Here is a 26,590-nt window from a genome sequence, read left to right as displayed (position 1 = left end):
ATTTTCAAAAAGTATAATATTGTAGTTGTTAATATCATAAATAAAAAATATAGTAAAAAGACACTGTGCAACATTCCTTGACGATTAAGTTCTATAATTGAATTGAGGAGAGGATATAAATGAATCAAGAATTAATTAAACGTTTACGTGAGAAAGAAAGTAAAATGATTGAAATCAGACGATATCTTCAAGAACATCCTGAACTTTCTTTTCATGAAACTGAAACGCCTCAATACATTGCCGATTTTTATAAAGAGAAAGATTGTGACGTTGAAACGAATGTAGGACCCAATGGTGTTAAAGTAACAATTGATAGTGGGAAATCAGGTAAGACGATTGCGATTCGTGCAGATTTTGACGCATTACCTATTGAAGAACAAACTGGACTGTCATTTGCTTCAAAAAATAAAGGCGTTATGCATGCGTGTGGCCATGATGCGCATACAGCATATATGCTTATTCTCGGAGAAACATTGATAGAAATGAAAGAACAATTCAAAGGTAAAGTCGTTATCATTCATCAACCTGCAGAAGAAATGCCGCCAGGTGGGGCCCAAGGTATGATTAAAGATGGTGTGCTTGATGGTGTGGATCATGTATTAGGTGCGCATGTTATGAGTACGATGGAAGCAGGTAAAGTCTTTTACAAAGAAGGCTATGTTCAAACAGGTCGTGCTTATTTTAAACTAGTTGTACAAGGTAAAGGTGGTCATGGTTCATCACCTCACATGGCTAATGATGCAATTGTGGCTGGTTCCAACTTTGTCACTACTGCTCAAACAGTAGTATCAAGACGTCTGAACCCATTTGAAACGGGTGTAGTCACTATAGGTTCGTTTGATGGTAAAGGTCAATTCAATGTGATTAAAGATCAAATTGAAATAGAAGGAGACGTTCGTGCTCTAACTGACCAGACTAGAGATACAATTCAACAAGAATTAACTAGAATTGTTAAAGGTATAGAGGAAACATTTGGAGTAACATGTGAATTCGAGTTCAAAAAGGATTATCCTGCGTTATATAATGATCCAGAATTCACTTCATATGTCGCAGAAACAATCAAAAATGCACAAATTGATGATATTAAAGGTGTTGAGATATGTGAACCTCAGCCACCATCAGAAGATTTTGCATTTTATGCTACTGAATTACCAAGTACATTTATTTATTCAGGTGCTGCACCTGAAGATGGTGATATTTACCCTCACCACCATCCTAAATTTAATATTAATGAATCATCAATGCTTGTTGCTGCTGAAGCAGTGGGCACTGTTGTTTTAGATTATTTAACTTAAAAGGAGATTTAATCATCAATGAATCAGCAACATGAATACATAGGGACTCGTAAACTTTTAATAGGAATCGTATTAGCAGTCATCACATTTTGGTTATTTGCTAATTCTTTAATCAATGTAATTCCAAATTTACAAACGTCATTTGGCAGTTATTTAAGTACAATAAGCATTGCGGTAAGTCTAACAGCTCTATTTTGTGGCATGTTTGTAGTTGGAGTGGGCAGTTTGGCAGATTATTTTGGACGTGTACGTTTAACGATAATTGGACTATGGTTAAATATTTTTGGCTCATTACTTATTATCGTTTCTGACTACATTCCGTTATTATTGATGGGACGTGCAATTCAAGGTCTTTCTGCTGCATTGATTATGCCTGCGACACTATCATTAATTAAAGCATACTATCATGGTGACAAACGTCAGCGTGCGCTCAGCTTCTGGTCTATAGGCTCCTGGGGAGGTTCTGGTTTCGCATCTTTATTTGGAGGGATGATAGCTACATTCTTAAGTTGGAGATGGATATTTGTCTTTTCAATTATCGTCTCCCTCATTGCAGTACTTTTAATTAAAGGTACGCCAGAATCTAAGAATCAACATGCATCATCAAGACAGTTTGATATTGTGGGTCTTATTTTACTAGTTGTAATGATGCTCAGTCTAAATATTATGATTACACAAGCTGCACATTTAGGTTTATTTTCCGTAGCGATTTTGTCATTATTTGTTGCATTTGTGTTATCTACAATATTATTTATCATCCTTGAAAATAGAAAACGCTATCCACTCATCGATTTTGCTTTATTTCGTAATCGATTCTATACGAGTGCGACATTTGCTAATTTTTTAATTAATACAGTTGCTGGTACGCTTCTCATAACGAATACGTTTGTCCAACAAGGTATAGGTTTAAGTTCATTTGAAACAGGTTTGTTGTCACTCACGTATTTGATTGCAGTATTAACAATGATTCGAGTAGGAGAGAAAATCTTACAAGAGTTTGGTCCTAGAAAACCTATGCTAATTGGTACGATGTCGACAACAGTGGGAATATTCTTAATGTCGATTACGTTTTTACCTATTCCAGTGTATATCACTTTATGCGTGATAGGATTTTTATTATTTGGATTAGGTTTAGGTTTATTTGCAACGCCTTCGACTGATACAGCCATTTCTCATTCTCCAGAGGAAAAGGTAGGCGTCGCCTCAGGTATTTATAAAATGGCTTCTTCAATAGGTGGCGCTTTTGGTGTGGCCATTTCAGGTTCAATTTATAGCATATTTTCAACATTATTTGATCCAAAATTAGGAGCAATGATGGGGCTATGGTTTAATACAATGATTGCTTTCACTGCATACTTTATTGTATGGCTCACACTTCCTAATACTAAAAAGACCTCATAAGAATCGTCTATTTTCTTTAAATTAAACAAACGTTTTAAAGAGTTTTCTTTTTGAAAATGCAAATAAATTTCACTGAATATTCTTTGATATGATGTTTTATGAGTCATTTCGTGATAGTATAAATTTATATTACGAAAAAAGGGGTGTTAGCGTGAGTTTCTATGAATTTATTCAGAACTTTGTGGGAGATCAAACGCCATTGGGAGAGTTAGCGGCGTGGATTAACCAAGATGCTCATTTTCCAATTGAAGAGACTGTAGCTGATAATATACTCAATTATTTCAATGAACTTAAAGATTTCGATCATGAACTCATAGAAATTGTTAAACGCTCATTATCCCTTTATGAACAAAGTAGGATGTAATACTTATAAATTGAAGTGAAATGAAGGAATTATATATGTTAATCAATGATGCATACAAGGCATATATTATAGAAGAAACTGATCATTCTTTTATGATAGAGAAAAATAATGATAAACAATATTACGAAGTGCTAGAATCTATAAATACACTATCGAACGACGCATTTTGCGTGTTAAATCATCTTTTTGTTAATGAAGGAAACGAAGAAGCTTTTGAACAAAAGTTTTTACAAAGAAACAAACACTTAGAAAATGTACCAGGATTTAGAGCGTTGAGATTTTTAAGACCTAAAACTGTAGGTCGACATTATATAATCGTAACTTTATGGGAAGATCGACAAGCATTTTATGATTGGCAGAATTCTGCTGAGTACGCAGAAACACATAAGAAACGTGGAACATCAAAAGGTGTGGATCATCGCATTGTTAATCGCGATTTATCATATAATGTTAGAATTGAACTTGAAAAACTTCATCATCATATAGATTTTGAAAGCGTCATATAGGTAAATAGGTGGAGAGAAGGGCAGAAATATAATTCTATTGTCCCGCATCCAACTTACATAGCTTGTTGAAATCTTTAAAATAATTTTTGATTTGGGAGTCCACCAATAAAAATGTTTAGAATTGTAGAAAATTGATGTAAGCGCAGTTTTAAAATAGTCATCCATTGCTAATATGTTAATTAAGGCTAAGACAATCATTTGTGTCTTAGCCTTCTTATTTATAGGCATTTAATTCTAAACTGCTTTTACAAGTTTAAATTGGTAAACGTGCCCCTCACTCATAATTAGAATAGAAGGTTTTGAGGTCACTGTATCATTTTGACAATATGACATTTCTCAACTTTAATAGTTATAAAGTCGATTAACGATTTCCAAATACGATTAAATATTGAAAAATAGACAAATTTAAATAGTTAGGAGAGCACGAATCTAAAATGAATTTTTTCAAACTCATTACGATAATTTGTTCCTTAATTCCAATAGAGTTTATCGGCCTAAATATTGATTATCATACGGGGTCACTAATAGGTTATATTCCATTTGTGATTGTCGCGCTCTTAGTGAGTTTATCTATTTTTAAAACTGGTATAAAAAATAACATAGGCATTGTAATATGTAGGGTCATTGGGATATTTCTCTCTTGGATATGTGTTCATTTATTTATGAATGTTTATAATTCATCAGGTTATTTCACCCCATTTTCGACAGATGGTTTTGCAATATTTCTAGGAGCCATTCATGTCATAGTCATTATAATTATCTATTTAGTTATCTATAGTTTCTCTTCTCTAAATAAGTGATTGTATCAATATAGACACAAAAGGCTAGTTTAATGCCTAACCGCGTAAGGATTATTTTTAAAAGTGACTTATAAGTAACTGTTTCTGATTCTGTTCATCATATTCCTTACGCATATACAGTGCTCTAATAAGTAATACAAGAACAATTATCAATACAACCCCAATAATACTAAAAATTCAGAAAATTACTATAATATAAGTTTAATCCATTTGAATGGACTTTAAGTTCTGATAGTATGAGTATGAATGTGAATTGAAAGGAAGTACAGTTATGAACAAATCAGATTTACTTGCTCCAGAGAAATATAATATTATTTCTGAAATTGAAAAATACGCTTCAGATTCATCTAAAAAAGCGATTATTTATAAAGATAACGAACATGATAATATTTCAGTAAGTTATGAAGAGCTATTGCAAAATGCAAATAAAGTAGGGAATGTCTTTTTAAAACATGGTCTTAAAAAAGGTGACAAAGTATTAATCATGATGCCACGCGCTATCGCCACATACGAATTATACATCGCTGCGTTAAAATTGGGTATCGCAATTATACCAAGCTCAGAAATGTTACGTACAAAAGATTTACAATATCGAATTACACATGGTGAAATTGATGCAGTGATTGCATTTCACACATTAACTAAAGAATTTGAAGGCGTTAAAGAATACGAGGAACTTACTAAATTCATTATTGCTGGTCATCAAGATGGTTGGATTTCTATTGAAGATGAAAAAGCTAACGAAAGTAATGAACTTGAAAGTGCTGAAACGACACGTGATGATTTAGCAATTCTTTCATATACTTCGGGAACTACTGGTAATCCTAAAGCTGTTACACATTCTCACGGCTGGGGATATGCGCACTTACAAATGGCACCGAAACATTGGCTATGTATCAAAGAAGATGATCTTGTGTGGGCAACGGCTGCTCCAGGTTGGCAAAAGTGGGTATGGAGTCCGTTCTTATCAATACTAGGAACTGGCGCAACAGCCTTTGTATATAATGGACGTTTCCAACCAGAAACGTATCTTGAATTATTACAAGATTATCAAATTAATGTATTATGTTGTACGCCGACTGAATATCGTATGATGGCAAAATTAAGTAATCTAAATGACTATCATTTAGAACATCTACACAGTGCGGTTTCAGCAGGCGAGCCACTTAATCGTGAAGTTGTAGAGCAATTTAAGAACAACTTTAATCTTACAGTAAGAGATGGTTATGGTCAGACTGAAAGTACATTGCTTATCGGTTTTCTTAAAGATACAGAACCACGTACGGGGTCTATGGGTAAAGGCATTCCAGGTAGTTTTGTCACAATTATTGATGATGATGGTAATGAAGTTCCACCTCAAACTAAAGGTAATATCGCTGTGCCATTAGATTTGCCTGCATTATTTAAAGGATATTATAAAGATGAGGAACGTACGAAAGCGGCTTCAGCAGGTGATTATTATGTCACAGGAGATTTAGCGCATAAAGATGAAGATGGCTATTTCTGGTTTGAAGGACGTCGTGATGATATTATTATCAGCTCTGGCTATACAATCGGTCCATTTGAAGTAGAGGACGCATTGACGAATCATCCTGCTGTTAAGGAATGTGCAGTGGTTGCTAGTCCTCACGAGATTCGTGGTAATATTGTTAAAGCCTTTATCATTTTACAAAATAACTATGAAGGCAATGATGAACTAGTTAAAGAACTTCAGACATTCTGTAAAAATGAAGTGGCCCCTTACAAATATCCTAGAGCAATAGAATTTGTCGATGATTTACCAAAAACAAATTCTGGTAAAATTCGCCGTGTCGAACTGCGTGATGCGGAAATTGCAAAATACAATAACCAAGATTAATTTAATTCGTACTATAAAGTTATAATTATGTATTAAACTGTCGATTCAGTATTAAACTGAGTCGACAGTTTTTTGTGTATAACATATTTATATTTTCACTAATGTTGTTTTAAAGGCTTTTATTCACGTAATCGTAATTTTTATGAAATCCTTTTCATAAAAATAGTTGTAATTATTCTTTTAATATGACATACTCAAAAATGATTAGTATGACATATTAAAAGAAGAGGTGGTCTATGATGACACAATATATTTATGCATTTGACGAAGGACGCATTTCAATGAAAGATTTATTAGGTGGGAAAGGTGCTAACCTGTCTGAGATGAAACGTTTAGGTTTACCGGTACCTGATGGATTTACAATTACAACCGAGGCATGTATTGATTACTTAAAACAAAATGAACAATTGCCAACAGAAGTTAAAACACAATTGATACATCACTTAACGTCCTTTTCAGAAAGAACAGGAAAATCATTCTCCTCTGACGAAGATTTATTATTAGTTTCAGTGCGTAGTGGCGCAAAAATTTCTATGCCTGGAATGATGGATACTATCCTTAATTTAGGTTTGAACGATGACAACGTGAAGAAACTTGCTGATAAAACAAATGATGCACGCTTCGCCTATGACTGTTATCGACGTTTATTACAAATGTTTGGTGAAGTCGTTTATGGTATCCCTATGATGGCATTTGATACATATTTTGATGATTTCAAAAATAAACATAATTACAAGAACGATGCGGATATACCTGCTGACGGCTTGCAAACGATATGTGAAAGGTTTAAAGAGATTTACCGAGAAGAGGTATATAAGCCATTTCCTCAAGAACCATTAAAGCAATTAGAGGAAGCGATTGAAGCGGTATTCAAATCTTGGGATAACGATCGAGCGCGTGTATATAGAGAATTAAATGATATTCCGCATGATATTGGAACTGCAGTCAATGTGCAAGAAATGGTATTTGGTAATAGTGGAGAACAGAGTGGTACAGGTGTTGCGTTTACCAGAAACCCAGTTACTGGTGATAACCAATTATTTGGAGAGTACTTACTTAATGCGCAAGGTGAAGACGTTGTAGCAGGAATTAGAACACCACAAGATATTGATACATTAAAGGCGCAAATGCCAGAGGTTCATCAAGAATTTGTTGAAGTGACAAAGCAACTTGAAACACACTATAAAGACATGCAAGATATCGAATTTACGATTGAAAACGGCAAGCTTTATTTACTTCAAACACGTAATGGGAAACGTACGGCAAGAGCTGCCATTGAAATTGCTGTGGATATGGTTAATGAAGGTTTAATCACTCGCAAAGAGGCAGTAGCGAATGTGGATGTAAAATCAATCGATCAATTATTGCATCCTAATTTTAAGGAAGAAGCCTTAGAGCAAGCAACTGTTATTTCGAAATTAGGGTTACCTGCAAGTCCAGGTGCAGCAACAGGCCAAGTCGTCTTCTCAGCTGAAGATGCGAAAGAACAAGCTGAAAAAGGTCATCGTGTAGTTCTGATGCGTCCGGAAACGTCCCCAGAAGATATTGAAGGTATGATTGCTAGTGAAGCTATCGTTACAACTCATGGAGGTATGACATCTCATGCAGCAGTTGTGGCAAGAGGGATGGGTAAATGTTGTGTTACAGGTTGTTCAGATGTTGAAATCGATACTCTAAATAAAACGGTTTATTATTCAGATGGCGAATTGAATGAAGGTGATGTGGTTTCGGTAGATGGTTCCACAGGAGATTTATATGTAGGTGAGATTGAAACGGTCAATGCAGAACACAGTGAAGCATTTGAACAATTTATGGAATGGTCTGAAGAAACTGCGCGCTTACAAGTCAGAATGAATGCCGAAACACCTCAAGATATTAAAGCAGGATATAATTTTGGTGCTAAAGGGATTGGACTTGTAAGAACAGAGCATATGTTCTTTGGAGCTGAGCGTTTAATAGAGATGCGCCGATTTATTTTAGCTTCAGACCATGAAGCACGTATTGGTGCATTAGAGAAGATTAGAACGTATCAAGTAGAGGATTTTGAAGCTATATTTAGACTTTCTCAAGACCGACCTACAATTGTGCGCTTATTAGATCCACCATTACATGAATTTTTGCCAAGCTCAGATGAAGACATCGCAAGCGTTGCCGAACAACTTGATATTCCTAAAGATGTATTACGTAAGCGTATCGCTGAACTCAACGAAGTTAATCCTATGTTAGGTCACCGTGGTTGTCGCTTAGCTATAACTTATCCTGAGTTATACGAAATGCAAGTAGAGGCGATTATTGAAAGTGTATTGAAACTTAAGAAAGAGGGCATAGAGTGTCATCCTGAAATTATGATTCCACTTGTTTCAACTGTTGAAGAGTTTATTACTCTAAAAGGCCGTTTAGCAGAAACAATTACTCAATTGGAAAATGACGCAAAAACAAATGTGAATTATCTTATTGGTACAATGATCGAAACACCGAGAGCATGTTTAATTGCGCAACAACTCGCACAACATTGTGATTTCTTTAGTTTCGGTACAAATGATTTAACACAATTAACTTATGGTTTTTCAAGAGATGATGCAGGGAAATTTATAAACGTGTATACTGAAAGTAACATTTTACAGATTGATCCATTCCAAACATTAGATAAAGATGGTGTGGGACAATTGATTCAATACGCGGTTGAACAAGCTAAGCAAATAAAACCAGAGATCAAGATAGGCGTATGTGGTGAACTTGGTGGTGATGCTAAATCAATTCATCAATTTAATCAATGGTCTATTGACTATGTATCATGTTCGCCATTCAGAGTACCTGGTGCGATATTAGCTACTGCTCAAAGTCAGGCGGAGGAAAGCGAGCGATAAGGTGGAAGAGAAGAACGATCAAGTTTTAAAGTTATTTATTGTTTCGGATTCAATTGGGGAAACGGCACAACGTATGATTCATGCTACATTAACCCAATTCCCAGATTTGACCCAAGTTGAGATTAAGAAATTTCCGTACATTAAAGATGAACAAGAATTTCTTAATGTGCTTCAACTTGCTCGAGAACAAAATGCAATTGTAGCGACAACATTAGTGAGCGAATCATTTAATGCTTTAGGTCATCAGTTTGCGAAAGAACATGATATTCCATACGTCGATTATATGTCAGAGTTAATTCGAATAATTGAAACGCATACAGATGCTAAACCTTTAATGGAAAGTGGCGCATTACGTAAACTTAATGATGAATATTTCAAACGTATTGAAGCTATTGAATACTCAGTCAAATATGATGATGGTAAACATTTTACAGATATTGGTGAAGCGGATGCGTTAATTGTAGGAGTTTCACGTACGTCTAAAACACCATTAAGCATGTATTTAGCCAACAAAGGTTATAAAATAGCAAACATCCCTTTAGTACCGGAAGTTGCCATTCCAGACAATGTATTTCAACAAAAGGGACTAAAAGTGTTTGGCTTAACTGCAAGTCCGAACTATATTGCAAACATTCGTCGCAATCGTGCTGAAACGTTAGGGTTATCTGCTGAGTCTACATATAATAGTTTGGAACGAATTAAGAAAGAACTCTCTTATGCAGAAGAAGTTTTCAAAAAATTGAATGCTACAGTCATCAATACTGAGTATAAATCTATTGAAGAATCTGCATTTTATATAGAAAAGTTTTTAATGCAACGTTAAATTGCTTATTTTAACAGTACGAGGTTGAAGTAGAAAACTTTAACTTTGTGCTGTTATTTCATGTTGATGTGGGTGTGCATTAAGAGCAATATTGTAGTCGGATTAAAAGAGAAAAAATATTTTGTAATTAATATATTTTAGTATAAAAAAATTATTATTAAACAATTGAATAATCTTAGTTAGAATAATTTACATTTCCTTATTGTTGCTTTAACATAGAAGTGTAGTAACTAGTAAAGAGTTTAAGATGCTCTTTAATTTTTGGAGTTGTGAATTGGGATTTAATAAAAGAACAACTCTAATGTACTGGTGTAATATATTTTAAATTATTTGAGAGGTGAACAACATGGCAAAGTCTGAGAAAAAAGACGTTGTATTAATTGGTGCCGGTGTACTTAGTACAACATTCGGTTCAATGTTAAAAAGCATCGAACCTGAATGGGATATCCATTTATATGAACGTCTAGATCGTCCCGGTATTGAAAGTTCAAATGAACGAAACAATGCGGGTACAGGACACGCTGCGTTATGTGAATTGAACTATACAGTTCAACAACCAGATGGTTCAATTGATATCGAAAAAGCAAAAGAAATCAACGAACAATTTGAGATTTCTAAACAATTCTGGGGTCACTTAGTAAAAAGTGGACAAATTGAAAATCCTAGAGAGTTTATTCATCCATTACCACACATTAGTTTCGTACGTGGTAAAAATAACGTGAAATTCTTAAAAGATCGTTATGAAGCAATGAAAAACTTCCCAATGTTCGATAATATCGAATATACAGAAGACTTTGAAGAAATGAAAAAATGGATTCCGTTAATGATGGAAGGTCGTGAAAATAACGGTGGCGTTATGGCGGCTAGTAAAATTGATGAAGGTACAGACGTTAACTACGGTGCTCTTACTCGTAAAATGGCTAAAAACCTTCATGACTCTTCAAACGTTGAAGTACAATACAATCATGAAGTTGTAGACTTTGAACGTTTATCTAATGGTAAATGGTTAGTTAAAATTAAAAACCGTAATACTGGTGATGTATTTGAACATCAAACAGATTATGTATTTATTGGTGCCGGCGGTGGAGCGATTCCACTTCTACAAAAAACTGGCATTCCAGAAAGTAAACACTTAGGTGGATTCCCAATTAGTGGTCAGTTTATTGCTTGTACTAACCCTCAAGTTATTGAACAACACGATGCCAAAGTATACGGTAAAGAACCACCTGGCACACCACCTATGACAGTTCCTCACTTAGATACGCGTTATATCGATGGTGAAAGAACATTATTATTTGGACCATTCGCGAATATTGGACCAAAATTCCTTAAATTTGGTTCTAACCTTGATTTATTCAGATCTGTTAAGCCATATAACATCTCAACATTATTAGCTGCAGCAATTAAGAATGTGCCATTAATTAAATATTCAATTGATCAAGTGATTATGACTAAAGAAGGTTGCATGAATCACTTACGTACATTCTATCCTGAAGCACGTGATGAAGATTGGCAATTATACACAGCAGGTAAGCGTGTACAAGTTATTAAAGATACTGAAGAGAATGGTAAAGGCTTCATTCAATTCGGTACTGAAGTTGTGAACTCTGAAGATCATTCAGTTATCGCTTTATTAGGTGAATCACCAGGAGCTTCTACTTCAGTTTCAGTTGCATTAGAAGTATTAGAACGTAATTTCCCTGAATATACTTCTGATTGGAAACCGAAAATTAAAGAAATGATTCCTTCTTATGGAGAATCATTAATTAATGATGAACAATTAATGAGAAAAATCCGTAAACAAACTTCAAAAGACCTAGAACTAGGTTATTATGATAAAGCTAAAAAATAGAATAGATATTTTTAACGTGTGAGATGTAAAGATGTCTCACACGTCTTTTTTATATACAAATATTTCACCTCATGCCTAGAATATTAATTAATTTTAATAAATAAAGGTAAGAGATACAATGGAGTCAAAGTTAGAGTCGAAGGAGTTTGATGATATGACAAATGAAAATATCTTTGATCAACAGTTTTGGAAAGAGGCTTGGGACAATGATCCTAATACACAAGATAAAAGAATGAAACGTGCAGGTTTAGGTCAACCTGATGCTCCAGGCTTTGAAAAATGGGCTGAAAATTTTAATAAAAATTCTTTTACTGAAGAGAGTCAAAAAAGAGTAAAACGAATTATGTCATGGATTCAGAATCAAACAGGAGGATTTGAAAACCTAAGTATACTGGATGTTGGTGCTGCTTCAGGAGTGTTTAGTATACCGTTCTCAAAAGAAAGCGCTAAAGTTACTAGTCTTGAACCCTCATCCATATTGCACGGTATGTTAAAAGATAATGCGCAACATTATGGTGTAGAGATTGAAACAATTAATGAATCATTTGAAAATATTGAAACGACAGAGATTAAAAAATTCGATTTAGTCTTTGCATCAATGTGTCCTGCAGTAACAACATGGGAAGCCGTGGAAAAAGCTATAGATATAGCTCATCAATATGTTTATGTCAGCTTAATAGCAGGACCTAAAGAAAACTCAATCGTGGATGAGGTCGTTGCTTTTCTTGAATTAGAACCTTCGCCGATGACTGCTGATTTATATTATTTATTGCAGCTACTTTATTGCAATAACTATACGTATGAAACCTTAATTGAGCGTCATACACAACATGCTGAAAAAAGTGTAGATGAAGTCATGCGTCAATTACGTTCTTGGTTAAAAGAAGTGGAAATTGAAATGAATGCGCAACAAAAAGAGAGTATTGAACAATATTTACGAGATAAATATGGCGATCATGTACCCGTAGTTACAGGTGGTAAGTTTGGGAAAGTACTTATCACATTACAAGACTAAATGTATTGAAGGTACGACTTCTAAATGCCGTTTTAACAGTATTTGTTAAAATGGTATTTATTTTTCGAAAAATTATTACGATATATCGTTGACATATTTCGATATATCGCTTAGGATATTGATATATCGAAATAACAAATAAAGAAAGGTGATTTAAATGTTCAGAAGAAGACCTGAAATGATAAGACAAAGAATGGAGCGATTTGAAGGATTTGATTTTGGCAGAGGATTTGGTGGTCCGAGAGGCGGCGGTCGTGACCGCTTTTTCAAGAAAGGCAATTTACAATTTGTCATTCTTAAAATGTTGAAGGAAGAATCACGTCATGGATATCAAATTATTAAAGATTTAGAAGAACGTTTTAAAGGCTTCTATTCACCTAGTCCTGGATCTGTTTATCCTATCTTACAAATGTTAGAAGATAGAGAATTTGTATCAATCTCTAAAGATGGTAAAAAGAAAGTGTACTCAATCACTGAAGAAGGTGAGAAGTTCTTAGAGGAGAATATTAATAATGATGAATTTACACAACGAATGGAACAGTTTCAAAATATAGACTTTGAGCAATTAAAAGCATCAAGAGAACAATTACATGAGGTGTTCCAAGGATTTATGAAAGCGAGTCAGCAAGCACTACAAGATGAAGAATTGAAAAAAGAGTTTGACCAATTTGTAGAAGAAACAAAAGCACGTTTGGAACAATTTTCTAAATAAAAATAGATAGTGGGGGAGTTCAAATGAATATAAAAGATGTTAAAAGCGTAGGTATTATTGGAGGAGGACCTGGTGGATTAATGCTAGGACTTCTTTTGCAACAACAAGGATTTGAAGTGTCAATTTTTGAGAAAGCTGGGTTAGATGTAAATCGAGACCGTGGAGGTTCCTTAGATATTCATGAGGAGAGTGGCCAGTTACCATTAAAAGAAACAGGTATTATTGATCGATTTAGAGAGCTTGCTCGTTTTGAGGGTGAAGATACTCGCGTTTTAGATAAAAATGGTAAGGTTTATTATGAAGAAACAGCCGATCCTGAAGTTGAGGGAGGACGTCCAGAAATTGATCGTGGTGAACTATGTGATATCATCAGTGAACAATTAAGTGAAGGCACAGTAATATATGGTAAAGCGTTCGAATCACTTCGTCGCTTAGACAATGGACAAGTTGAAGTCTCATTTGTTGAGGGAGATACAGCTGAGTTTGACTTTGTAGTTGGGGCTGATGGAGCATTTTCAAAAGTGAGACCTTATTTAGCAAATGTGGACGTAGAATATAATGGTATTTCAATGGTTGAACTAAATGTAGAAGATGCATACAATCAATATCCTGATTTAGCAGCGTTTAATAAAAATGGGAAAATGATGGCATTTGGTGACCATAAAGCAATTCTTGGTCAAGTGAATGGCAATGGAAGAATTAAAGTATATATGTCTTATCAAATGGATTATGAGGAATTTGAAAAATTTAAAGGAATGAGTAAGTCAGAAATTAAAGAACAGTTGTTATAAGATTTCTCGGACTGGGACGAAGATTTAAAAAAATATATTGAATATGCTGGTGATGATGTACTCTTACGTCGAATTTACAAATTGCCTATAGGGTTTAAGTGGGAGAATCAATCTAATCTCACTTTAATCGGAGATGCAGCGCATTTAATGAGTCCATTTGCAGGCGAGGGTGTTAATATGGCATTCTACGATGCATATTTATTAGCGAAAGCACTTAAAGAGAATAATAATTTACAAGATGCGTTGAAAGAATATGAAGCATCTATGTATGAAGCTTCAGAACAGAGTGCAAGTGAGTCTCAAGCTAATTTAGAAGAAATGTTTGGTGATGACGCTGCTCAAAAATTTGGCGATTTCTTTAATCACATTGGTGAATTGTTTGAAGAGCATCAAGCACAAAAATTAGATAATAAATAATAAAAAGTATAAAGAAATGCCGTGTGGTCAAATAGATTACCACACGGCATTTTATATTAGGTTAAGCAAGATAATGTTGCATAACCGGAATGATAGACGGGCTTCAGTGAGCAGGTTTTTCGGCAGAAACTCTCAAAGTCTCGTCAAAACTACAAAACAGTTTTGCTCGCTTTTCGGTTCTGCTCAAAACCTAAGCGCTCACTTCCGCACCTTAATTTTTATTTACTGATGCGTCATAGATTGAATCTACTGCGTCGCCTAACGCTTTATCGAATTCTTCTTGAGCTTGGCTAGCGCGTAAGTCGCTTGCTAATGCACGTGAGAAGCTTGCGATTAATTCATCGTTGTCTTTTAATAATTTGTTAGCTTCGTCTCTGCTATAACCGCCAGATAATACAACGACACGTACAACGTTAGGATGGTCAGCTAATTCTTTGTATAAGTTAGCTTCAGTAGGAATAGTTAATTTTAACATTACTAATTGATCATCATTTAATGCGTCTAAGCCTTTTTTGATTTCAGCTTTTAATACTTTTTCAATTTCAGCTTTGTCTTTTGCATTAATGTTTACTTCTGGTTCGATGATTGGTACTAACCCTTTAGCAATGATTTTTTTAGCAAATTCGAATTGTTGTTCAACAACGTCTTTGATACCTTGTTCATTTAATTCTAAGATATTAGAACGCATTTTAGTACCAAAGATATGACGTTCATTTGCACGGTCTAATGTTTCGTCTAAGTCATTGATAGGTTTCATTAATTGAACACCATTTTGTTGTTCAGCTAAACCTTTATCGACTTTTAAGAAAGGTACAATACCTTTGTCAGCTAAGTAATCACCAGTATATTTACCTTCTACTTCACGATCCATTGTTTGTTCGAATAGAATTGCACCTAAGATTTTATCAGGTGAAAATGATGGTGAAGTTACTACGCGAGTACGCATATCATGTACAAGTTGGAACATCTCATCTTCATTGCTATATTGGTCTTCATTAATGCCATATTCTTTAAGCGCTTTAGGAGTACTACCGCCACTTTGGTCTAATGCTGCGATAAATCCTTTGCCATTAGTCATTTTTTCTAATTGTTCTTTATTCATACTTTCCACTCCTTAACTTAACTTTCATTTATAGTATGATAAAAAATATTTTTTATCTCAAGCTTTTCAACTCGAAAAATGTGTAAAAGTATTCTGAATATTGTATTAAGTCATAAATTTGACGTAAATTAGAATTATATTGCTGACAATGTAAAAGTATAAGGCTTATTTCTTATCAAGTTGAAGTGAAAATTTCATAGGGTACATAAGGTCTTCATATAGCTCAAATGTTTTTAAGAATATTCCTTACATCGCTCTGAAACTTTAAGAAACCTATACCATGAATATAAAAAACTCAGTGCAAAAGTTTTGTGTACTTTTCACACTGAGTATTGATATATGCAACCTAAATCAGTTTAGAATAGCATTTTGTCACTACCGAACGTATCACCAAGCGCTTGTTGAGCAAGCACGTTGAGGTAATTCCATGGACGATCGTAGTCAGGTTGGAAGAAGAAATCTTGTACGGCTAATTGTTCTAGTGTATATCCTGCTGATATCGCCATAGAAATTGTATTGATAGAAGCTGTAACATCTTCTGTAGACATGACTTGTCCACCTAAAATTTGATGACTATCTTCATCGTAAATGATTTTCATGTGAATTGTAGTTTCGTCTTGCATGAATTTTGGATGGATCAGTTCTTCAACATATTTTTGACCTAAATTGCCATCATAACTATCAGCTTCTGTACCGTGTACACCAGTTTGTCCAAATTTATAATCAAATAATTGCAATCCAGATGTTCCGGATACTCTTGGCATAGTCATATTTTTACCAGTCATATTTTTTGCTGCTACGACACCTTGACGACGAGAGTTTGTCGCTAAAGCAATGTAACGATCTTCTTCAACTGGAGCGAATGGTACAAGTGTTGCGTCGCCACCGGCATATACATCTTTAGCAGAAGTTTGTTGTTGATGGTCAATATTGATAATACCTTTTTCGCCTAATTCAATTTTGCCATCTAACCATTCAGTTGCAGGTGTAACACCGACTGCGAATAAAACAGTATCTGCTTCATATTCATTTTTATCGGTTACAACTTTTGTTACGTTTCCATTGTCATCACCAGTTAATGATTGAACGGTTTCACCGCCTTTGAAGTAAAGACCATGTTTTTCTGAATTTTGTTGTAAAATGTCAGTGAATTCTTGATCTAAATACGTATTTAAAATTCTATCTGCAATGTCAACTATCGTTGTTTCAATACCTGCTTTAGCGAAGGCTTCGGCAGCTTCGATACCAATATAGCCACCACCTACGACAACCGCTTTTTTAGCTTGAGGCATGCGTTGCTTAATTTGATCTGCCCATTCACGACCACGCATAAATAGTACGTTATTATACTGATCAATGCCGTCAATTGGAGGAGTAACTGGTTTACCGCCAGGACTTAAGAACAATTTGTCATACGTTACTTCATTAGATTGTCCATTTTGTTCTACAGTTATCATTTTTTTATCTGTATTTAAGTCAGTAACAGTACTGTTTACATGGATGTTAACTCCTTGTTCTTTATAAGAAGCTTTAGAAGCATAGTGTAATGAATCTAATGACGGTGAAACATCTTCTAAATAGCTTTGAATACCACAAGATAAGAATGAAGGTTTATCTCCACTTTCAAATACATGAATTTCAGCATTTGAATCTTCTTTTAAAAGTGTTTCAATCACTTCATAACCAGCATGTGATGTACCAACGACTACATATTTCATGATTAAATTCCTCCTTAAGACTTTGTTAATCTATAGTAAAATGCGTAAGCATTATTAGAATTAATGTTTACATTATTATTATTTCCGTTTTAATTATCGATTATTCAATTTATCATTGCTATAATGTTGGATTTCAAAAAATCGTCAAAAAAGGGCCATACCATAGTGATGAAACACTATCATATGACCCTCTATCAATAAAATTTAAATTTATTAGATTATGAAGTTTTTTCTCTACGTTTGCGTCCGCCAATTAATAATCCGCCTGCTAGAAGTGACGTACCAGCGATTAAATCCATCCCTACATGTGTGTCATTATGACCTGTTTCAGGAAGTGAAGATTTAGAATGCTTTGGTAAATCAGAAGATTTTACGTCTCCTACATAGAATGAATTAAGTTCTCTAGTAGAATCAACGGCTACTTCTTTTTTGGCCACGTGTTTAGGTTCTTTATAAGGTTTTGTTGTGATATCTTGGCCAGTATAACAATCTTCGCTATTCAAAGTGCTATAATTACCAAAGTTTCCACTTTTATATTGAACCTCACCATCTTTATAAACTTTATAAGTACCCACACCTGCACCAGATTTATTATTAATACCGATTTCGTAGTAGTCCCCTTTATCTTTTACGGCATTGAAATTCTGTAAGTTGGGATTGCCACCGCTGTTTTTCATAGCTTGTTGTGCTACGTCTTTTGCATTATTTGCAGTTACTTCATCCGCTTTTGCTTCAGAAACATTTGCAGTCGTAAATAATACTGCCCCAGTTATTACAGTTGTTGCAATAAGAGAAACCTTGTTCACAATGATAACCCCATTTCGAATTTGAGAATTTAGAATTTGAAATAATGTTTTCTACGCTTTTAGTGTACCACCTGAATAAAATAATCATACCGGTTTAAAAGAAACATTATTGAAACTTTAAGATAAGTTAAAGAAGTTAATATATCCTCACGATTTGTTCATATTTACTTATCAATTTATTCATAAAATGTCTTCGATAGAGTGCAATCAACATGTGATATGTAATTTTAAAATAACTATACACTTTAGTTTACATACACTATATAATTAATTTATATAGTAGTTTATATGTATTAAGCATCAAGCTATTCATTTTCAGAAAAAAGGGGATTAATAGGTATGAAAAAAATGGTGAGTGCATGTCTAGTGACATCTTTATTATTAGCAAGTTGTAGTACGGGGCAAAGTAATGACAATAAAGGAAGTTCAAATCTTTCAGACGATAAATCTCAGTCATCTAAAAGTAATAAAAATTCTAAAAATAATAATTCAAATCATGCATCAAGTCAAAGTTCTAATGACAAGAGTCAAGAGGACGCTAATCAGGAGAATACGCATTCAAATACTTATTATGCGAAAGTATGGTTAACGGCATTAGAAAGCTATAGGGGAAACAGTGATATAAAATTTGACGATTTAGATATTAAACATGGGGATGTTTCAGGTAAATTAATTGATCCTTATTTACCTGATGTTTCTGTAAAATTTCCAGAATGAACTGAAATTTTGACTGCAAGCGTTCATGCTGCTGGGTCAGTCTATTATAAAAATAATGGAGACGGTACGATAACGATTTATCCCGTGCCATCACAATTTAACGGTCCGATTTACGGTGATGAATATGGCAAGAAAGAATCACAACGTGTACTAGACAAAGCTTCAACTGTAAAATTATATGACGCAAGTGATAGTGAAATTAATAAAATAAGTGCATTAATGTCATCAGAACCTGCAAGTTATGGAGATCCAATCGATACTCAATCAAGTTCAGATTCAGATGATGATAATAGTTCAGATAGTACTACAGTGACACGAAGTAATGTAATCGATTTGGTGGAAGATTATGAAGGACACAAATTAGATACTGACACATATACTTACAAAGAGCCTGAAGAAGACAGTGATGGCAATTGGGGATTCTCATTTACAGATAAAGATGGGGAACTCGCAGGCTCTTACATTTTAGATCAAGATGGCATTGTTACTAAGTATGATAAACATGGTGATGAGGAATAATAAATAGTAAGAAAGGTCCAGAACAAATAGCTTCTGGGCCTTTTAATTATAAGTGTTTCTTAGCAATCGTAGGTATACTGATAGCCATGAGAATCATGAATAAGATATGAGCTTCCATCCACAATGCATATGCATTCCAACTGAATTTAAACAATGAACGTTGGGCAATCGCAATTAAAAATGGGTACATGACTATAAAAATAATCGTTAAAGGAACAAATGCTAAGTAATATAGGGGCTTGGAGTAATGATAAATAATTAAAAAAACGATATAGATTACGATACCTATACTTAAATGAATCAACCCTTCAACAATTGTAGGCACTTTCTTCGGGTCAATTAAGAAATCAATATTAAGTAATAGCTGGGTTAAATGCGTCTTTTGAAATAGAACGTCCATCACAATAGTAGTGATTAATAATATAGCGCTGATGACAATTGCACTTAATAAATGATAACCATATCTAAGCCACATAAATTTATCCTCCATAATAATTTTACTTTTTATTATTCCCATAATTAAACAATTTAGACATTTCTATTTGAGTGGTTGAATTCATTTTTAAATTAATAAACCCAAACAATTTTAATAATTCAGAAAATATTTACAAATCAGAAAATTATTAGTATATTGAGTACTATCATATTACTGGGAATTCATTTTAAGACTGATAAAAAGTGACTCAAAAGCGTTATGAGAAGGAATAATACAGTATAAGAAATGGATGATAAAGCCTAGGGAAGGTGAATTTATCATGAGTAAAGCAAAAAATTTAATTAATGAAGATGAAAAGTATTTCGCTAAGTCAGGACGTATTAAATATTATCCTTTAGCTATTGATTATGGCTATGGTGCGACGCTAGTAGATGTAGATGGAAAGGAATATATAGATTTATTATCAAGTGCAAGTTCGCAAAATGTGGGGCATGCACCTAAGAAAGTCACAGATGCTATTAAAAAACAAGCAGAAAAATTTGTTCATTATACGCCAGCATATATGTATCATGAACCACTTGTACGTTTATCAAAGAAGATTTGTGAAATAGCTCCTGGAGATTTTGAAAAAAGAGTAACGTTTGGTTTAACTGGATCTGATGCTAATGACGGTATTATTAAGTTTGCTCGTGCATATACCGGACGTCCCTATATGATTAGTTTCACAAACGCATACCACGGTTCAACGTTTGGCGCTTTATCGATGTCAGCTATTAGCTTAAATATGCGAAAACACTATGGACCATTACTTAATGGTTTTTATCATATTCCATTTCCAGACAAATATAGAGGGATGTTTGAACAATCAACATCTAATACAGTGGAAGAATATCTTGCGCCTCTTAAAGAAATGTTTGCGAAATACGTTCCAGCAGAAGAGGTCGCATGCATTGTAGTAGAGACAATACAAGGTGATGGAGGCTTACTTGAACCTGTATCAGGTTATTTTGAAGCCCTACAAGATTTATGTCACCAGCATGGTATTTTAATTGCAGTTGACGATATTCAACAAGGATTAGGACGTACAGGTAGATGGAGTTCTGTGGATCATTTTAACTTTACTCCTGATTTAATTACTTTTGGAAAGTCTCTAGCTGGAGGTTTACCAATGTCAGCTTTGGTAGGTCGTAAAGAAATTATGGAAAGCCTTGAAGCGCCAGCACATTTATTTACTACAGGTGCCAACCCTGTTAGTTGTGAAGCGGCATTAGCTACATTAGAAATGATAGAAGAGGAAGATTTATTAACCGCTGCCACTGAAAAGGGGAACTACGTACGCCAGCGAATGAATCAATGGATGACACAGTTTGAGAGTGTAGGAGATGTACGAGGTGTTGGATTATCAATAGGTATAGATATTGTGTCTGATAAGGAAATTAAGACACGAGATTCAGAAGCAGCATTGAAAATTTGTAATTATTGCTTTGAGCATGGAGTTGTAATCATTGCAGTCGCAGGAAATGTATTGAGATTTCAACCACCACTAGTAATTACTTATGAACAACTTGATACAGCACTCGATACCATTGAGAATGCACTTAAAGCATTGGAAAAAGGTAACTTAGATCAGTATGAAATTACCGGTCAAGGATGGTAATGAATCAAAAAGATTCTCATTTTATTAAAACTAAATGAGGATCTTTTTTATAAAAAAGGCACAAGTGCTGTAAAAACAACACTTGTGCCACTTAGTATTTATTATTTCGGTGCGTGATATTCTTCTTCATCATTTTTCTTAGAGTGTTTCAGTCCATAAAGTAAGTAAATAACAATACCTACAACGAACCATATTAAAGTATATAATTTAGCTTCAAAGCTTAGTCCCCAGAATACAAGTAATACGAGTACAAATGTAATAGCTGGTAATACTGGATATAATGGTAATTTGAAATCTGGTTTTGGTAAATCCTTACCTTCACGTTTTCTTAAGCGATACATTGCCAGTGATACAAACATAAATGCTACGAGTGTACCTGCAGAAATTAATTGTGCTAAAAAGTTGAATGGGAACATTGAACCTATTACCACACCAATAATTGTTAAAATAAGTAAAGCTCTGTTTGGTAAGTGCTTATGATTTAATTGACTTAACCATGAAGGTAGTAATCCGTCGCGACCAAATGAATACAATAATCGTGATCCGGCTAACATCATACCGATTAAAGCAGTGAACATACCGATAACTGAAATCGCTTGAACCACTGCCGCTATAATTCCATGGCCACTTTTACGTAGAGCCCAACCTACTGGTTCAGCATTGTCTGCATATTGTGAGTAATGGAACATACCAACTAAGACTAATGCCACGGCTACAAATAGTACAATGGCTACTGCAAGAGAACCTAAAATCCCTCTAGGCATTGTTTTTTGAGGGTTAATAGCTTCTGCAGAGTTTGCAGCAATTGAATCAAATCCAATATATGCTAAGAAAATCATTGATACACCAGCATATATACCTTGCCATCCACCAAAATCACCTGATTTTGTAACTTTGTGCTCAGGCACAAATGGTACGAAGTTACTAAAGTTGATTGCTGTTAAACCAACAATGACAAATAAGATAATTGCCAAAACTTTAAGTATAACTAGGATATTTTCCATGCGAGCAGCTTCAGTCACACCGCGAGAAAGTAATAACGCAGTTAATATAATTACGACAGCAGCGATGATGTCTATTACACCGCCTTTATTGCCGAAAGTATTCGACAACGCGTTAGGTAATGTGATACCAATCGGGGCGATAAGACCTCTTAAGTTAGCTGAAAATCCGGAAGCAACAAAGGCTACCGCAATAAAGTACTCAGCAAGTAATGCCCATCCAGCAACCCATCCGAAGAATTCTCCAAATAATACATTAATCCATGAATATGCTGATCCTGCGAAAGGCATAGTCGATGCCATTTCAGCATATGTAAAAGCTACAAGACCAGCCACTATAGCTGCTAATAGGAACGATAAAGCTACTGCTGGACCGGCGTGCTCTGCAGCAACAACTCCTGGTAGAGTGAAAATGGATGTAGAAACAATTGTACCGACACCTAACGCAAGAAAGTCACGAACACGTAATGTGCGTTTAAGGTGTCCATCTTTATTTTGATAAATTGTTGGATTCTCTTTACGAGTAATCCGGTTAAAAAAACTAGACATAATAAACCTCCACTTACTAATAAGACATCTATTTCGAGCAGTCATGGTGTTTATAGAGATTGTTATAGTCCTTATATAAACAACACGAGTGACCAGCTATTTCTAATAATTTATATCATAGCATAGAATTTTCTTATTTTGTCTAAAAATTCTGAAAAATTAAAGCTTTTCTATCTCTCTTTTGATGAATAAATCAAATGTAAGCATTTCACGAAATGATAAACTTGATTATATCAGATATACAAAAAATAAAAATAGAATTTTTAACGAAATTTTTACCAATATTTTACAATTTACATTTAAGGGTTATAAAACGGATAAATTAACATTCTATAGTGGCAAGGTGTAAAATATGATTGAAAAAATAGAAAAGAGGTGGTAGCTATTTCATTAGACAAATATCTCACACAAAATATTTATCAATTTAAAGAGATGGCTATTGCATTGACATTTGTTGGTGGATATATAGATGCTTATACCTTTTTAGAACGTGGAGGCACTTTAGCAGCGGGTCAAACTGGTAACCTCATCTTTCTAGCTTCTGAAGTCTCTCATCATAACCTTGATGGTGGATTGTTAAAGATTATTTCAGTTATCTCATTTATGATAGGTGTCATGTTTGTTTCATTAATACATGCGAAAATAGCTACAAGATATTGGCGTCTTATCGCTTTACTACCAATCACAATGAGTAGCATCACAGTGGGTTTTATACCTGCATCAATACCGAACATCTATATTATTCCACCTTTAGCATTTAGTATGGCCATGCTTACTACTGCGTTTGGTAAAATAGAAGGTGAAGGATATGCTAACACATTTTCAACAGGTAATTTAAAAAAAGCTGTGATTGCGCTAAGTGAATTTATTATAAATAAAGACAAAGTACAATTGAGTAAATCATTGCTTTACATTAGAATAGTAATAAGTTTTGTTGTGGGGGCTATTATATCTGCGTTACTTCAAAAATATATGGGAATCTATACAATTTTAATAGCTGCATTCATTTTAATTAGCGTTTTAATATTTTATAGCTTTCTGATTTATCGCAGAGAACGTAATATTCAGTAATATTAATTTGCATAAGGATGAGTAAAGAAATGGAAATTAAACAGATAAAATATTTCGTAGAAGTCGTTCGCCAAGGGGGAATGACACAAGCGTCAGAACATTTATATATTGCTCAATCAACGATTAGTAAAGCTATAAAGAATATCGAGAATGAATATGATATTACTTTATTCGATCGTTCTCAGAAACAAATTAAATTGACAGATATTGGCCAAACATTTTATGACAATAGTCTAGAATTTTTGGCTCTATTTGAGAAACTATCATTAGAAATGAACGATGTAGTCAATGTTCAAAAGGGCCATATTAAGATAGGACTTTCACCCATGATGAATGTTCAAATGTTTACAAATGCGCTTAATCAATTTCACAAGTTATACCCTAATGTGACATACGAAGTCATTGAAGGTGGAGGGAAAATAGTAGAGAACTTAACTGCTAATGACGATGTAGATATAGGTATAACAACGTTGCCTGTGGACCATTCATTATTCCATTCTGTTTCCTTATACAATGAAGAGTTATTACTAGTAGTCAGTAACGATCATCATCTCTCAGATATGGAAAAGGTAGACCTAGCAGAATTAAAAAATGAAGAATTTGTATTGTTCCACGATGATTATTATCTTAAAGATCAAATTATAGAAAATTGTAAACGTATAGGTTTCTATCCTAAGACAGTCGCTAATATCTCACAAATTAGCTTTATTGCTAACATGATTCAACAAGGTATAGGTATTAGTATTGTACCTGAAAGTTTAGTACGTTTAATGGGAGATAATGTAACTTCCATTCAATTAGAAAATGTAGAACTCTCATGGCATTTAGGTGCCATATGGAGAAAAGATGCTTATTTAAATTATGTAACACGCCAGTGGATAGACTTTATTTCAACACTCCAACCAGTTAAATAAATTTTAAACGCGACTTCTAATTAATTTGTTAGAGGTCGTTTTAGTTTATAAGAGAATATAAAATTAAAGAAAAATGTTTCCATAACGCGTATATTATTTACCACGATTTATGATTAAAAGATCTCATAGCTATTGATATATTATATTTTTCTATATATAAACCATTCCTTTTAAGAATACTTATAATCGTTATTATGTATTTTATTAATACATGTTTTCGTACTATAATTAATTATGTAATAAAGTTAGTCACTAAATAAAACATTTTGAACAAATTGTAACAATTTCGTCACTGAAATAATGATTTTATAACTAAGGACAATTAAAATTCTAGTTATTTTAATGAAAATATTATAAAAATAAAACTAAGCACATTAATTGTGTCACTTTATTGCGAAGGAGTCGTTAAAATGAAAAAATTTAGTAAAAAAGTTGTATTAATTGGTGATGGATCAGTAGGTTCTAGCTATGCATTTGCTATGGTTACTCAAGGGATTGCAGATGAATTTGTCATCATTGACATTGCGAAAGATAAAGTAGAAGCAGACGTGAAAGATTTAAATCACGGCGCACTCTACAGTGCATCACCAGTCGTAGTAAAAGCTGGGGAATACAGCGATTGTAAAGATGCAGACTTAGTTGTCATTACAGCAGGTGCACCACAAAAACCAGGAGAAACACGCTTACAACTTGTAGAGAAAAACACTAAAATTATGAAAAGTATTGTATCAAGTGTAATGGATAGTGGTTTCGATGGTTTCTTCCTAATCGCAGCTAACCCTGTTGATATTTTAACTCGCTATGTTAAAGAAGTCACAGGCTTACCAGCTGAACGCGTTATTGGTTCAGGTACTGTTCTTGATAGTGCGAGATTTAGATATTTAATTAGCCAAGAGCTAAATGTTGTGCCATCAAGTGTACATGCAAGCATTATCGGTGAACATGGTGACTCTGAACTTGCAGTTTGGTCTCAAGCAAATGTTGCAGGTATCTCAGTATTTGATACTTTAAAAGAACAAACAGGCAGTGAAGCTAAAGCTGAAGAAATATATGTGAACACTAGAGATGCTGCTTACGATATCATCCAAGCTAAAGGTTCTACTTATTATGGTATAGCTTTAGCGCTTTTACGAATTTCTAAAGCATTATTAAATAACGAAAATAGTGTTTTAACTGTATCAAGTCAACTTAATGGGGAATATGGACATAAAGAAGTTTACTTAGGTGTCCCAACATTAATTAACCAAAATGGTGCAGTTAAAATATATGAAACACCTTTAAGCGATAAAGAGAAACAATTATTTAAGCAATCAGTTCAAACACTTGAAGAAACTTACGACTCAATTAAACATTTAGTATAACGCATGCTTAAAATTCAAAAGAAATAAAGAAATTAAAT

Annotated in this window: 20 protein-coding genes and 2 pseudogenes; 17 read left to right on the top strand and 5 right to left on the bottom strand. The window is 34.0% G+C overall.

The genetic code is table 11. The features are described from left to right. Nucleotides 1–119: 119 nt before the first annotated feature. From CM54_RS08480 to CM54_RS08425, 12 genes and pseudogenes are all read left to right on the top strand, one after another. Nucleotides 120–1,295 carry a M20 family metallopeptidase gene (locus CM54_RS08480; RefSeq protein WP_037550620.1) on the top strand — a complete coding sequence of 392 codons (1,176 nt, stop codon included), beginning with the start codon at nucleotides 120–122 and terminating at the stop codon, nucleotides 1,293–1,295. A gap of 18 nt (nucleotides 1,296–1,313) precedes the next feature. Beyond that, nucleotides 1,314–2,696 carry an MFS transporter gene (locus CM54_RS08475; RefSeq protein WP_037550617.1) on the top strand — a complete coding sequence of 461 codons (1,383 nt, stop codon included), beginning with the start codon at nucleotides 1,314–1,316 and terminating at the stop codon, nucleotides 2,694–2,696. A 151-nt stretch (nucleotides 2,697–2,847) separates the two neighbouring features. Continuing rightward, on the top strand, nucleotides 2,848–3,060 hold the full coding sequence (locus CM54_RS08470; RefSeq protein WP_023351057.1) for a sterile alpha motif-like domain-containing protein: 213 nt from the start codon (nucleotides 2,848–2,850) through the stop codon (nucleotides 3,058–3,060). Between the two features lie 35 nt (nucleotides 3,061–3,095). Further along, nucleotides 3,096–3,566 (top strand): antibiotic biosynthesis monooxygenase family protein, encoded by a 471-nt coding sequence (locus CM54_RS08465; RefSeq protein WP_030059173.1) that lies wholly within the window; start codon nucleotides 3,096–3,098, stop codon nucleotides 3,564–3,566. A 434-nt stretch (nucleotides 3,567–4,000) separates the two neighbouring features. Continuing rightward, entirely contained in the window at nucleotides 4,001–4,366 is a 366-nt protein-coding gene (locus CM54_RS12925) for a hypothetical protein (protein WP_030059172.1), read from the top strand. Nucleotides 4,367–4,637: 271 nt separating this feature from the next. Further along, on the top strand, nucleotides 4,638–6,224 hold the full coding sequence (mbcS, locus tag CM54_RS08455) for an acyl-CoA synthetase MbcS (protein ID WP_030059171.1): 1,587 nt from the start codon (nucleotides 4,638–4,640) through the stop codon (nucleotides 6,222–6,224). 239 nt (nucleotides 6,225–6,463) lie between these two features. Further along, entirely contained in the window at nucleotides 6,464–9,091 is a 2,628-nt protein-coding gene (ppdK, locus tag CM54_RS08450) for a pyruvate, phosphate dikinase (protein ID WP_037550613.1), read from the top strand. 1 nt (nucleotide 9,092) lies between these two features. Continuing rightward, entirely contained in the window at nucleotides 9,093–9,914 is an 822-nt protein-coding gene (locus CM54_RS08445; RefSeq protein ID WP_002432738.1) for a pyruvate, water dikinase regulatory protein, read from the top strand. Between the two features lie 346 nt (nucleotides 9,915–10,260). Further along, entirely contained in the window at nucleotides 10,261–11,766 is a 1,506-nt protein-coding gene (lqo, locus tag CM54_RS08440) for an L-lactate dehydrogenase (quinone) (RefSeq protein WP_002432748.1), read from the top strand. Nucleotides 11,767–11,920: 154 nt separating this feature from the next. Then, nucleotides 11,921–12,781 carry a class I SAM-dependent methyltransferase gene (locus CM54_RS08435; protein WP_030059064.1) on the top strand — a complete coding sequence of 287 codons (861 nt, stop codon included), beginning with the start codon at nucleotides 11,921–11,923 and terminating at the stop codon, nucleotides 12,779–12,781. A gap of 157 nt (nucleotides 12,782–12,938) precedes the next feature. Further along, entirely contained in the window at nucleotides 12,939–13,493 is a 555-nt protein-coding gene (locus CM54_RS08430) for a PadR family transcriptional regulator (RefSeq protein WP_002432898.1), read from the top strand. Between the two features lie 23 nt (nucleotides 13,494–13,516). Next, a pseudogene (locus CM54_RS08425) lies at nucleotides 13,517–14,701 on the top strand (FAD-dependent oxidoreductase). 211 nt (nucleotides 14,702–14,912) lie between these two features. Here CM54_RS08425 and CM54_RS08420 read toward each other — a convergent pair. From CM54_RS08420 to CM54_RS08410, 3 genes are all read right to left on the bottom strand, one after another. Next, nucleotides 14,913–15,803, bottom strand: coding sequence for a fructose bisphosphate aldolase (locus CM54_RS08420; RefSeq protein ID WP_037550609.1), 891 nt, complete (start codon nucleotides 15,801–15,803; stop codon nucleotides 14,913–14,915). A gap of 356 nt (nucleotides 15,804–16,159) precedes the next feature. Next, on the bottom strand, nucleotides 16,160–17,521 hold the full coding sequence (locus tag CM54_RS08415) for an FAD-dependent oxidoreductase (RefSeq protein WP_030059068.1): 1,362 nt from the start codon (nucleotides 17,519–17,521) through the stop codon (nucleotides 16,160–16,162). Nucleotides 17,522–17,739: 218 nt separating this feature from the next. After that, complete coding sequence (locus tag CM54_RS08410) at nucleotides 17,740–18,327, bottom strand: hypothetical protein (protein WP_023351068.1); 588 nt, start codon at nucleotides 18,325–18,327, stop codon at nucleotides 17,740–17,742. A gap of 339 nt (nucleotides 18,328–18,666) precedes the next feature. Between CM54_RS08410 and CM54_RS08405 the strand changes: the two are divergent. Beyond that, nucleotides 18,667–19,563: pseudogene (locus CM54_RS08405) on the top strand (hypothetical protein). 46 nt (nucleotides 19,564–19,609) lie between these two features. Here CM54_RS08405 and CM54_RS08400 read toward each other — a convergent pair. Further along, complete coding sequence (locus tag CM54_RS08400; protein WP_002432723.1) at nucleotides 19,610–20,038, bottom strand: hypothetical protein; 429 nt, start codon at nucleotides 20,036–20,038, stop codon at nucleotides 19,610–19,612. Nucleotides 20,039–20,318: 280 nt separating this feature from the next. Here CM54_RS08400 and CM54_RS08395 point away from each other — a divergent pair, with 280 nt between their 5' ends. Then, a complete protein-coding gene (locus CM54_RS08395; protein ID WP_030059072.1) occupies nucleotides 20,319–21,656 on the top strand; it encodes an aspartate aminotransferase family protein in 1,338 nt (445 codons plus the stop codon). A gap of 101 nt (nucleotides 21,657–21,757) precedes the next feature. Here the strand turns inward: CM54_RS08395 and CM54_RS08390 are convergent, their stop codons facing one another. Continuing rightward, the gene (locus CM54_RS08390; RefSeq protein WP_030059074.1) at nucleotides 21,758–23,206 is read right to left on the bottom strand and encodes an APC family permease; all 1,449 of its coding nucleotides are present in this window, start codon (nucleotides 23,204–23,206) and stop codon (nucleotides 21,758–21,760) included. Nucleotides 23,207–23,581: 375 nt separating this feature from the next. Here CM54_RS08390 and CM54_RS08385 point away from each other — a divergent pair, with 375 nt between their 5' ends. The 3 genes from CM54_RS08385 (at nucleotide 23,582) to CM54_RS08375 (ending at nucleotide 26,552) form a co-directional block, all read left to right on the top strand. Further along, complete coding sequence (locus CM54_RS08385) at nucleotides 23,582–24,277, top strand: YoaK family protein (protein WP_002432493.1); 696 nt, start codon at nucleotides 23,582–23,584, stop codon at nucleotides 24,275–24,277. 29 nt (nucleotides 24,278–24,306) lie between these two features. After that, nucleotides 24,307–25,191: a cidABC operon transcriptional activator CidR gene (gene cidR, locus CM54_RS08380; RefSeq protein WP_002432944.1), complete on the top strand. Its 885-nt coding sequence runs from the start codon at nucleotides 24,307–24,309 to the stop codon at nucleotides 25,189–25,191. A gap of 410 nt (nucleotides 25,192–25,601) precedes the next feature. Beyond that, nucleotides 25,602–26,552 carry an L-lactate dehydrogenase gene (locus CM54_RS08375; protein ID WP_002454082.1) on the top strand — a complete coding sequence of 317 codons (951 nt, stop codon included), beginning with the start codon at nucleotides 25,602–25,604 and terminating at the stop codon, nucleotides 26,550–26,552. The last annotated feature ends 38 nt before the right edge of the window (nucleotides 26,553–26,590 follow it).

The organism is Staphylococcus sp. TE8 (assembly GCF_000692055.1).
In the GTDB taxonomy this organism is placed as follows: domain Bacteria; phylum Bacillota; class Bacilli; order Staphylococcales; family Staphylococcaceae; genus Staphylococcus; species Staphylococcus capitis.
Note: the sequence above shows the minus strand (reverse complement) of the source record. Positions and strands in the feature narration are given on the sequence as shown.

Bases quoted from the DNA above. Each gene is read 5' to 3' on its own strand.
- CM54_RS08480 (WP_037550620.1), top strand. From the start codon at position 120: ATGAATCAAGAATTAATTAAACGTTTACGTGAGAAAGAAAGTAAAATG.
- CM54_RS08475 (WP_037550617.1), top strand. From the start codon at position 1,314: ATGAATCAGCAACATGAATACATAGGGACTCGTAAACTTTTAATAGGA.
- CM54_RS08465 (WP_030059173.1), top strand. From the start codon at position 3,096: ATGTTAATCAATGATGCATACAAGGCATATATTATAGAAGAAACTGAT.
- CM54_RS12925 (WP_030059172.1), top strand. From the start codon at position 4,001: ATGAATTTTTTCAAACTCATTACGATAATTTGTTCCTTAATTCCAATA.
- mbcS (WP_030059171.1), top strand. From the start codon at position 4,638: ATGAACAAATCAGATTTACTTGCTCCAGAGAAATATAATATTATTTCT.
- ppdK (WP_037550613.1), top strand. From the start codon at position 6,464: ATGACACAATATATTTATGCATTTGACGAAGGACGCATTTCAATGAAA.
- lqo (WP_002432748.1), top strand. From the start codon at position 10,261: ATGGCAAAGTCTGAGAAAAAAGACGTTGTATTAATTGGTGCCGGTGTA.
- CM54_RS08435 (WP_030059064.1), top strand. From the start codon at position 11,921: ATGACAAATGAAAATATCTTTGATCAACAGTTTTGGAAAGAGGCTTGG.
- CM54_RS08430 (WP_002432898.1), top strand. From the start codon at position 12,939: ATGTTCAGAAGAAGACCTGAAATGATAAGACAAAGAATGGAGCGATTT.
- CM54_RS08420 (WP_037550609.1), bottom strand. From the start codon at position 15,803: ATGAATAAAGAACAATTAGAAAAAATGACTAATGGCAAAGGATTTATC.
- CM54_RS08415 (WP_030059068.1), bottom strand. From the start codon at position 17,521: ATGAAATATGTAGTCGTTGGTACATCACATGCTGGTTATGAAGTGATT.
- CM54_RS08400 (WP_002432723.1), bottom strand. From the start codon at position 20,038: ATGTGGCTTAGATATGGTTATCATTTATTAAGTGCAATTGTCATCAGC.
- CM54_RS08395 (WP_030059072.1), top strand. From the start codon at position 20,319: ATGAGTAAAGCAAAAAATTTAATTAATGAAGATGAAAAGTATTTCGCT.
- CM54_RS08390 (WP_030059074.1), bottom strand. From the start codon at position 23,206: ATGTCTAGTTTTTTTAACCGGATTACTCGTAAAGAGAATCCAACAATT.
- cidR (WP_002432944.1), top strand. From the start codon at position 24,307: ATGGAAATTAAACAGATAAAATATTTCGTAGAAGTCGTTCGCCAAGGG.
- CM54_RS08375 (WP_002454082.1), top strand. From the start codon at position 25,602: ATGAAAAAATTTAGTAAAAAAGTTGTATTAATTGGTGATGGATCAGTA.